Origin of the sequence: Xylanibacter rodentium (genome assembly GCF_013166575.1) — a bacterium.
GTDB classification, from domain to species: Bacteria; Bacteroidota; Bacteroidia; order Bacteroidales; family Bacteroidaceae; genus Prevotella; species Prevotella rodentium.
Genome location: NZ_JABKKE010000039.1, coordinates 1 through 10,777, shown reverse-complemented (window position 1 = coordinate 10,777; position 10,777 = coordinate 1). Strand labels below are relative to the sequence as shown.

8 protein-coding genes and 1 tRNA gene are annotated in these 10,777 nt (G+C 46.7%); 1 reads left to right on the top strand and 8 read right to left on the bottom strand.

The features are described 5' to 3' along the window. Positions 1-436: 436 nt before the first annotated feature. Positions 437-1,102 (top strand): MgtC/SapB family protein, encoded by a 666-nt coding sequence (locus HPS55_RS13510; protein WP_172178085.1) that lies wholly within the window; start codon positions 437-439, stop codon positions 1,100-1,102. 117 nt (positions 1,103-1,219) lie between these two features. Here HPS55_RS13510 and HPS55_RS13505 read toward each other — a convergent pair whose 3' ends face one another. The 8 genes from HPS55_RS13505 to HPS55_RS13470 form a co-directional block, all read right to left on the bottom strand. Further along, entirely contained in the window at positions 1,220-1,894 is a 675-nt protein-coding gene (locus HPS55_RS13505) for a tetratricopeptide repeat protein (RefSeq protein ID WP_172178083.1), read from the bottom strand. Between the two features lie 5 nt (positions 1,895-1,899). Next, positions 1,900-2,961, bottom strand: a complete 1,062-nt coding sequence (gene leuB / locus HPS55_RS13500; RefSeq protein WP_172178081.1) for a 3-isopropylmalate dehydrogenase — start codon at positions 2,959-2,961, stop codon at positions 1,900-1,902. Between the two features lie 195 nt (positions 2,962-3,156). Next, positions 3,157-4,710 carry an alpha-isopropylmalate synthase regulatory domain-containing protein gene (locus tag HPS55_RS13495; RefSeq protein WP_172178079.1) on the bottom strand — a complete coding sequence of 518 codons (1,554 nt, stop codon included), beginning with the start codon at positions 4,708-4,710 and terminating at the stop codon, positions 3,157-3,159. Continuing rightward, on the bottom strand, positions 4,689-5,279 hold the full coding sequence (leuD, locus tag HPS55_RS13490; RefSeq protein WP_172178077.1) for a 3-isopropylmalate dehydratase small subunit: 591 nt from the start codon (positions 5,277-5,279) through the stop codon (positions 4,689-4,691). Before leuD ends, HPS55_RS13495 begins: the two co-directional genes overlap by 22 nt. 203 nt (positions 5,280-5,482) lie before the next feature. Next, positions 5,483-6,877 (bottom strand): 3-isopropylmalate dehydratase large subunit, encoded by a 1,395-nt coding sequence (gene leuC / locus HPS55_RS13485; protein ID WP_172178075.1) that lies wholly within the window; start codon positions 6,875-6,877, stop codon positions 5,483-5,485. A 213-nt stretch (positions 6,878-7,090) separates the two neighbouring features. Continuing rightward, positions 7,091-8,593 (bottom strand): 2-isopropylmalate synthase, encoded by a 1,503-nt coding sequence (locus HPS55_RS13480; RefSeq protein WP_172178073.1) that lies wholly within the window; start codon positions 8,591-8,593, stop codon positions 7,091-7,093. A 323-nt stretch (positions 8,594-8,916) separates the two neighbouring features. Continuing rightward, positions 8,917-10,209, bottom strand: a complete 1,293-nt coding sequence (locus tag HPS55_RS13475; RefSeq protein ID WP_253945874.1) for an ATP-binding protein — start codon at positions 10,207-10,209, stop codon at positions 8,917-8,919. A gap of 284 nt (positions 10,210-10,493) precedes the next feature. Next, a tRNA-Met gene (locus HPS55_RS13470) sits at positions 10,494-10,567 on the bottom strand. Positions 10,568-10,777 lie beyond the last annotated feature (210 nt).

Sequence of the window (10,777 nt, the reverse complement as noted above, 5' to 3'; positions counted from 1 at the left end):
CGTTAACCCTGAAAGCGGATGCAAAGGTAAGCACTTTAAGTCAACCCACCAAATGTTTTTGAAGAAAAATTCACGTTTTATAGGAAATTTCAGCCAAAATTGATGTAAATCAAGAGAAAAGAGAAAAACCAATCTAAAATATGTATAACATCCCTTTAAAAGGTTAGAACTTTTATAAACTAAATAGACACGAATAATATATAAAGTATTCTTGTTTTCAATACACAAAAGGGAATGGCATATAAAATATGTACTTATTATTAAATATCCAACGAAAAATATATTATCAAACACTTTTTCCGTATCTTTCCTCTAAAGAAAGAGATTATTTTTTTATGTCAATTTGAAAATCTCACTATTTATACGTACATTTGCATACAAAGAAGCCTTATTCCGGCGATTATATAATATATAGAATATAAATATATCTAAAAAAATGACATACGAATTTATCATACGCATTTTCGTTGCCGCTGTCCTCGGCGGTCTTATAGGTTTGGAACGCGAATACCGTGCAAAGGAAGCCGGATTTCGAACCCATTTCCTTGTTGCCCTCGGCAGTTCATTATTCATGATATTGTCACAATACGGATTTGACACACCGCTCACGATCCTGCAAAAAACGTCTTTCGACCCATCACGAATAGCATCTCAAGTAGTCACCGGCATAGGATTTATAGGCGCAGGAATAATAATATTCCAGAAAAACGTGATACGCGGCCTCACCACAGCTGCAGGCTTATGGGTGACATCCGCCATAGGCCTTACATGTGGAGCCGGACTATACATATTAGCCTCAGCCACAACCATCCTTGTACTGCTATGTCTTGAAGTACTCAACGTTATACTGCAACGTTTCGGAACAAGAAATATTTCGGTAACAATAACCTCCAAGTCAAAAGATAATATAAAAGGGATTTTCAAGCTAATGAAAAAAGAGAGTATTGAGGTATACTCATATAATATGAAAGAAAGAAATGTTTCCGGCATTCATACATTCGCAGTAACAATGGAACTGAAAATGAGACGTTATAAATATGAAACAATACTTTTCGATATCATCAGTAAATTTGAAGGGACAGAACTTGAAAGTATGGAATAAACTGTTTCATGAGAATAAAACGTGAAGTTCATAAAAGGAGGGTGTATCAAAATAAAGGAATCTTGATACACCCTCCTTCTTATATCCAACGTATCGTGACCATATCCCGTCCGTTCTCTATTTGCATTTACGATACCATTCATTCAATGCACCGCGAGGCACACCTTTACCGACAGCCCTGTCAAGCTCTGTACGTGCATCCTTTTTTCGTCCCATCCGTATGAGCAAATCGGCCTTTGACAATATGAAATCCGTATTTCCCGGGTCCAATCTGCAAGCCTCAGCCCAATCGTACAACGCTGCATCATGAGCTTTCAGTTCCGTCTCCAGTCCGGCACGGGCTGCATAGGCAACGGCACTGTCCGGGAAAAGTTCCACAAGCCGGTTCATCCTGTCCATCGCATCGGTCGAACGTTGCAACTTCGTATAAATATGAGCCAATCCAAGCAAGGCTTCCATATTACGCGGAACTATTTTCAAAAATTCCTCATAATCATTACGTGCCAAATCGTAGCGCCTAAGATGTGTGTTGGCATATGCCCTGTAAAAGAGCGCGGCCGGATTTGCAGGATCACGTCCCAACACCAGCCCATACTCGTCCACCGCATATTGCCATTGCAGCAGCTCGAGATTAATCGCAGCCTTGCGCAGATGCAAGTCAGAGGAATACGGAGAGGTTTCTATCTGCCTATTGACTACAGAAAGCGAATCACGCCATTCGCGGGGTGTCTGTGCAGAAACACCTGCTGCACCTGACAACATCACGGCCGCAATAATATATTGTCTTTTCAAATTCTCTATGCCTTTCTGATATAATCAACAATCCATGCACCCACTTCTTTTGTTCCGTAAGCGGCACCGCCTTCCACCTGTATTTCGGGCGTACGAACATTATTATCAAGCGAAGCATCCACAGCACGGCGTATCAGTGCACCTTCATCTTTAAGGTCGAAATGCTCAAGCATCATGGCAACAGAAAGAATCTGGGCCAACGGATTGGCAATGTTCTGTCCCTTTGCCTGCGGCCAAGAACCGTGCACAGGTTCAAACACAGGCGTGCTCTCGCCTGTGGATGCCGACGGCAACAATCCCATGGAACCCGATATACAACTACCCTCATCGGTAAGAATATCTCCGAAGGTGTTTTCCGTAACCATCACATCAAAGAACTTCGGCTCAGCGATCATACGCATCGAGGCATTGTCCACAAACATATAGTCTACGTCAACATCCGGATACTGAGGTTCCATTTCCTTGGCAATCTGACGCCACAAACGGCTAGAAGCCAGCACATTCGCCTTGTCGACCACTGTGAGATGGCGATTTCGGCGACGGGCATATTCAAAACCCACTTTCAATATGCGCTCAACCTCAGGACGTGTGTAATAATTGGTGTCGTAGGCCTTGTCATTGTCCTGATACTTCTCGCCGAAATACATTCCACCGGTAAGTTCACGTATACAGACAAAATCAGCACCGTCAACCAAATCCGCTTTCAGCGGCGACTTGTGCACAAGACACTTGAATGTCTGGACCGGTCTGATGTTGGCAAACAACCCGAGTTTCTTACGCATGGCAAGAAGTCCCTGTTCGGGGCGCACCTTGGCTGTAGGATCGTTGTCAAACTTCGGGTCGCCAACGGCTGCAAACAACACTGCATCCGCATCACGACATACTTCATATGTCTCCTCAGGAAACGGATCGCCCAACTCATCAATGGCATGCGCTCCGCAAAGGGCTTCCTTGTAAGTCACCTCATGTCCGAACTTGGATGCAACGGCGTCCATCACGGCAACGCCCTGTTCCATTATTTCCGGCCCGATACCGTCACCGGGCAAAACAGCAATTTTCAGTTTCATATATTCTTTTTTTAGGGGAGTTAAAGGAGTTAACGGGAGTTATCGCGGCTGCGCCGCTCAAGAGTTAAAGACGTATGCTGCAAGATACGACAAACCCGTGAAAATGATACATCTGACAAAGCTATTGTCTTTAACTCTTATAGCGACCACAGGGAGCGGTAACTCCTTATAACTCCTTTAATTCCATAAATTAATTTATATCATATTCAACATCTTTATAGTGGCCTTTATGGCTGCTTCCGTCTGGTCGGCATCAAGCCCACGCGTACGCATCAGTTTGTCACCGTTTCGCCATGTAATCACCGTCTGTACGAGCGCATCGGTACGACCTCCGGGCGGAATGCTTACGGCATAATTGGCCAACGTGGGGAATGTGCGGTCAAGTTTGTCCTTGTATATCTTACGCAATGCCTTCACAAAAGCATCATACTGACCGTCTCCAGTTGCATCGGCAGCATATTCACGCCCATCAATCTCCACCTTAACACTGGCTATGGGCTTCAGTCCGTATGCCAGCGAGACCATATAGCCCATCAGCTTCACACGGTCTTCCGACGCAGTGTGCTTTAACACGTCACTCACGATAAACGGCAAGTCCTCCTGAGTTACCACCTCCTTGCGGTCGCCAAGTTCCGTGATTCTGCGCGTCACTTTCTGTGTCTGTTCCGGGGTCAGTTCAAGCCCCAGTTCCTGAAGATTACGCGAAATATTGGCCCGTCCGCTTGTCTTGCCGAGAGCATACTCACGCTTACGTCCGAAACGCTCAGGCACAAGGTCGTTACAATAAAGATTCTTTTTGTTGTCACCATCAGCATGAACCCCTGCCACCTGCGTGAACACATTTTCGCCCACTACAGGCTGATTGGGGGCTATAGCGATACCCGAGTACCCCTCCACCAGCCTGCTCAGATCGTTGAGTCTGTTTTCATTTATACTTGTAGTGGCATGAAACTGATCTTTCAGAATCACCTGGACACTCGACAACGGCGCATTGCCGCAACGTTCGCCCAAACCGTTCACCGTCACATGCAGGCCCTTGGCTCCACAGAGCACGGCACCGAGCGAATTGCTCACCGCGAGATCATAATCGTTGTGAGCATGAAAATCAAAGTGCAGGTCAGGATAACGTTTCAGCATCTTTCGAAAATACTCTATGGCCTGCAACGGATTCATGATACCCAACGTATCGGGCAGCATAAACCGCTTTATCCCCGTATCGCGCAACGCATCCACCATACTATATACATAATCCGGGGAATCTTTCATTCCATTGCTCCAGTCCTCAAGATACAGGTTTACGTCCATCCCCTTACCGGCAGCATAGCCAACCGAACGGCGTATCTCCTCGATATGTTCGTCAACAGTCTTGTGCAGCTGATGAGTGCAATGTTTCAACGACCCTTTTGCCAGAAGATTGACAACCTTTCCGCCACAACTGTCAATCCAGTCAATCGACAGGCGACCGTCGACAAATCCCAACACTTCCACCTTGCCGAGCATTCCTATCTGATTGGCATATCGGCATATCATCTTCACGGCATCCTTCTCACCTTCCGACACCCGCGCCGATGCCACCTCGATACGGTCTACATTTACATCCCGAAGCAACATCCGCGCAATCTGCAACTTCTCATGAGGCAGAAACGACACGCCGCTGGTCTGCTCGCCGTCTCGCAGCGTGCAGTCCATAATCTCTATGAACGGTTGTATTCTGTGATAAGTCTTACCTACTTGTTGCACTTTTCCCATTGTTCGATTTTATCCTTATTCTGTATCAGATAGTCGATATCATCGAGGCCGTTCATAAGACAATGTTTCTTATATCCGTTTATTTCAAACCGCTCGCTCCTCCCGGTAGCCTTGTTGGTCACTGTCTGACACGGCAAATCAACCTCAACCTCCATCTTCGGATCGGCAGCAATGCTTGTGAACAGTTCGGCAAGGAAATCCTCACTCACCACTACCGGCAGCACGAAATTGTTCAATTCGTTGTTTTTGTGTATATCAGCAAAGAAACTGCTGATGACCACACGGAATCCATAGCCCGCAATAGCCCATGCCGCATGCTCGCGACTCGAGCCCGACCCGAAATTTTTTCCGGCCACAAGTATGCAGCCCCCGTATGTAGGGTCGTTTAGCACAAAATCTTCTTTCAGACTGCCATCCTCATTATAGCGCCAGTCACGGAAGAGGTTTTCACCAAATCCTTTCTTGTCAGTAGCTTTAAGAAAGCGTGCAGGTATTATCTGGTCTGTATCCACGTTCTCCAAAGGCAGTGGCACGCATGTACTTTTTATTATATTGAATTTCTGTTTCATATCTTTTTTATTTTTAGGAGTTAAGAAGTATTCGAGGAGTTAAAGGAGTTAGAGAAGTTACCGCTCCCTACGGTCGCTCAGAAGTTAAAGACGTATGCCCCAGGATACGACAAACTTGTGGGAATGATACATCCAACAAAGCTATTGTCGTTAACTCCTAAGCGACCGTAGGGAGCAGTAACTCACCTTAACTCCTTCAACTCCTAAAGCAATTCCCTCGGATCCGTTATCACTCCCGTCACAGCTGCGGCTGCGGCAACGAGCGGCGACGCCAGAATGGTCCGGGCCCCCGGTCCTTGACGTCCTTCAAAATTGCGGTTGCTTGTCGAGACGGAATATTTGCCGGCCGGAATCTTGTCGTCGTTCATCGCCAGACAAGCCGAGCATCCCGGCTGACGTATGGCAAAACCGGCGGCCTCAAGAATCTTGTCGAGCCCCTCCTCGCGTATCTGACGGTCAACGGCCCACGAACCGGGCACAAGCCAAGCCGTGACAGAGCCGGCCTTGTACCGACCCTTGACGAGAGAGGCAAAAGCACGAAAATCTTCAATACGCCCATTGGTACATGCACCAAGAAACACGTAATCAATCTTCCTGCCGAGAAGTTGTTCTCCCGGTCTGAATCCCATATAGTCGAGCGATTTCATAAACGAAGCCTTGCCGGCCTCATCAATGGCGTCGAGCGTGGGTATCGACTGCGTGATGCCCATACCCATGCCCGGATTGGTGCCGTAGGTCACCATCGGTTCTATTTCAGCGGCATCGAAATGCAGTTCGCTGTCAAACACGGCGTCATCACCGCTTTTCAGTGTCTTCCAATACTCCACAGCCTTATCCCAGTCTTCACCCTTCGGAGCAAACTCACGGCCACGGATATATTCAAACGTTGTCTCGTCGGGAGCGACGAAACCGCCGCGCGCGCCCATCTCTATCGAGAGATTGCACAGCGTCAGCCGTCCCTCCATAGACATGTCACGCACCACGCTGCCTGAATATTCCACAAAATATCCTGTGGCCCCCGATGTCGTAAGTCGCGACATAAGATACAGAGCCACATCCTTGGCCGTCACGCCACGTTCCAATTTTCCATCGATGGTGATACGCATCGACTTAGGCTTCTGCTGCAATATACACTGCGACGCCATCACCATCTCCACCTCACTCGTGCCTATGCCGAAAGCCACAGCACCCATCGCACCGTGTGTCGACGTATGCGAGTCGCCGCAAACTATCGTCATGCCCGGCAGCGACAAGCCTTTTTCGGGCCCTACTACATGGATGATGCCATTGTCGGGCGACAGCATGCCGTAGTGCGTCAGTCCGAATTCGGCGGCATTGGCCTCCAATGTGTCCACCTGCTTCTTCGACACCGGATCTGCAATAGGCTTGTCTTGATCGTGCGTCGGAGTGTTATGGTCGGGCATACAGTAAATCTGCTCCGGCCTGAAACACTTCAGTCCTCGGGCCCGCATGCCGTCGAAAGCCTGCGGCGATGTCACCTCATGACAATAAAGCCTGTCTATATACAACTGTGTGGGACCGTCGTCGGCAATCTGCACCACATGTCTGTCCCAGATTTTATCAAATAATGTGTTCATATTTCTTTCTTTTTATAGGAGTTGCTTTTAGGAGTTATCGGGAGTTAAAGAAGTTATCGCGGCTACGCCGCTCGGGAGTTATAGACGTATGCTACAGTATAAGACACACTCGTGGGAATGATACAACATCCAACAAAGCTATTGTCTTTAACTCCTGAGCGACCGCAGGGAGCGATAACTTCCCCTTAACTCCCGATAACTCCACCCATTTCCCTATTTAAACTTGTTTATACAATCGATATACGCCTCTACCGATGCTGTGACAATGTCCGTATTGGCACCGAAACCATAGTATACACTGCCATCGTGCTCCACCTGCATATGCACCTTGCCCACATCGTCAGAACCTTTGCTGATGGCCTGGATGGTAAATTCCTTCAGCGTCATCTGCTTGCGGATAATCCTCTTCAGCGCCTTGATGGCTGCATCCACCGGACCATTACCTGTCGAGGCCTCCTCAAATTTCTGTCCGGAAATGTCCAGACCTATACTGGCCACACTCTTCACTCCCATGCCTGTGGTCACCTGCAGAAAATCGAGCTTCACCGCACGGCTTGCAGCAGCGTCGGCACCGGCCAGCATAAGAATGTCGTCGTCGTTCACTTCCTTCTTCCGGTCGGCCAGTTTCAGGAACTGCTGATACAGAGCATCCACACGCTCATCGCTGTCCACATTGACTCCAAGCACTCCCAGCCTGTATTTCAGTGCAGCCCGACCAGACCGTGCGGTAAGTACTATAGAGTTGTCGTCAAGTCCCACATCTTTCGGATTCATTATCTCATATGTCTCAACATTCTTCAGCACACCGTCCTGATGTATTCCGCTCGAATGTGCGAAAGCGTTGCGGCCGACAACAGCCTTGTTGGGCTGCACAGGCATGTTCATCAGGCTCGACACCATACGGCTCGTGGGATATATCTTCGTTGTGTTTATATTGGTTTCTATATCTATATGTCTGTGACACTTCAATATCATAGCGACTTCCTCAAGCGACGTGTTGCCGGCACGTTCACCTATTCCGTTTATCGTCACCTCCACCTGACGTGCACCATTCAACACTCCGCTGAGAGTGTTGGCCGTAGCCATGCCGAGATCATTGTGACAATGTGTGGAAAGAATTGCACGTCCGGCAGACAATCCGTCCACACGCTCCATCAGATACTTTATCTTCCCACCATACTCCGACGGCAGGCAATAGCCCGTAGTATCCGGAATGTTTACCACTGTAGCACCGGCTTTGACAACCGCCTCGACCACCCGGGCCAGATATTCATTGTCTGTGCGTCCGGCATCTTCGGCATAGAACTCCACATCCTCCACATAACGGCGTGCATATTTCACCGCAGCCACCGCACGCTCTATTATCTCCTCACGGTTACTGTTAAACTTGTATCTGATGTGCGGGTCGCTCGTGCCAATACCGGTGTGTATACGCTTGTGCTTGGCATAGCGCAACGATTCGGCGGCCACGTCGATGTCTTTCTCCACAGCCCGTGTCAGGGCGCAGATGGTCGGCCATGTCACAGCCTTGGATATCGCTATCACCGAGTTGAAATCTCCGGGGCTCGATATCGGGAACCCCGCCTCTATCACGTCAACCCCCAACTGTTCAAGTTGCTTGGCAACCTGAATCTTCTCAACCGTGTTAAGCTGGCATCCCGGCACCTGCTCGCCGTCGCGCAACGTTGTATCAAAAATAAATAATCTGTCGCTCATATTGTATTTCCTTTATTCTGTACGTTAAAAAAAGAACCTTCCCCACATCCGAAGTGAGAAAGGTTCAATATCTATTGCAAAACACAGCTACCGACACACATTTCCACTTCCGTCCACTCTGCGCAGTCGGATAATATTAATAATGTGTAGAAGGTTGAAGCCGTTCATATCTTCTTGAATTAAATTTCTAACCAGATTGTCCATTTCGCTGCAAAGTTAAACATAAATCAACGAACGAACAAACAAATCGTAAGATTTTTAATCCGAAACATGTCAATTCTTTATAAATACCGGTTTGCGGACTACATTTCGCAACGTCCGGCCTACAATTCTTCAAGCATAAACGCCATGTAAAAAGGTATGGTAAGCACAGAGCCGGTACGCCCTACATTATAGTCGCCACACTTCACAGCATGCAACACTTTATATTTCTCAGGATGATTAAGCAACGTTTTCAATGATTTGGCATTACCGGTACGTGCCTTACACTCCACTGGGACACATTCACCTTTATATCTAATCACAAAATCTATCTCCAAACTGTCTGTTTTCTGAAAATAATACAACTTTCGCCCCATCTTTCCCAATATATCAGCCATGAGATTCTCATAAACAGCACCTTTGTAACTGCCCATATTTCCATTCAATATATCCGATTGCGTGCCATCGTCAAGCATACTTATAAAAAGTCCGGTATCGGTCATATATATCTTAAAACAATCATATATAGCGTTACCGCCCAACGGAAGTTCTGTTATAGACAAGTTATAACAGCGCCTCACGATACCGGCATCCTCTATCCACTGCAAACTGCTGATATAATCTTTACTTCTACCGCCTTTCCTTACTACAGAATAAGTAAATTTCTTGTTGTCTTTGCTCAATTGTCGCGGAATAGACTCAAAACACTCCCTGATTTTCGACTTATCTTCAGAACGTGCATATTTTACCATATCCACCTTATATTCATCCACAATATTGCGCTGCACCGTCAACATCTGGTTTACATCATGGGTATTCAAGAACGTTTTTATAGCTTCAGGCATACCGCCGACAATGACATACTCCAACAGCAACTGCCGCATACGGTGATGAATGGCGTCAGGCACCGGAATCTCTTTCTCCAAGGACATTCTCAAAAATCCGAACGTAGCGTCAGGGATATTATTGGCCCACAACCATTCTTCAAAATCCATCGGGTACATATCAACAATATGTTCAAAACCTACAGGCACAGACGTTGCCTCCTCCTGTTCCTGCATCTCACGCGACTTATACCCATTCACTCCAAGCAACGAACCGGTACATATCACATCATATCTGCCATCCTGCTTAAAAAATTTCAACGATGCCCGCGCCTGCGGACAATCCTGTATTTCGTCAAAGATGATACACGTCTTATATGGAACAAACAGTGCACCGGGTATGGCTGCTGATATTACCATCGTAAGATAGTCTACATCCAACGAACCGGTAAACAGTGAGCACAACTCCTTCTTTTCATGAAAATCCATATAAATAATGTTATCGTAATTCAGTCGTGCAAACGCCTTGACCGAACTTGTTTTGCCACACTGACGACAACCTTTGATTACCAACGGCTTCCTGTCTGCCATGCTTTTCCACTTATTCAAAAAGACTTCTATCTTTCTTCGGTACATATTTGTCTGATTATCTGATTGTTATTTTGTATTCAAACACTTTTACGGGCCACTTTTTATTACAATACCACACTTTTACGGGCCACTTTTTATTACAATACCACACTTTTGCGGGCCACTTTCGGTACAAAAATAAGAAAATATAATGATTAAAACAACTTTTCGATGCGAAAAATCCATTCCCGCAGACATAAAAAAAAGCAGCTACGAAACGTATCGTAACTGCCTCTTGATTCAAGTAGCGGGGGTGGGACCCGAACCCACGACCTCCGGATTATGAATCCGACGCTCTAACCAGCTGAGCTATCCCGCCATCGTTGTTTTGCGGGTGCAAAGGTAATACATTTTTTTAATTCAGCAAAACTTTTGGTGAAAATATTTGTTTTCAAAATAAAATTCGTATTTTTGTGGCGTCTAATAAAAGTCTTAGACCGGCTCAAGCCGAAAGCACGGTGCATATGTTAAATTGGGCAATTAGAAGTGTTAAATTTTTAGGCGTAGAGTTTGACTAATCGGAAGATGA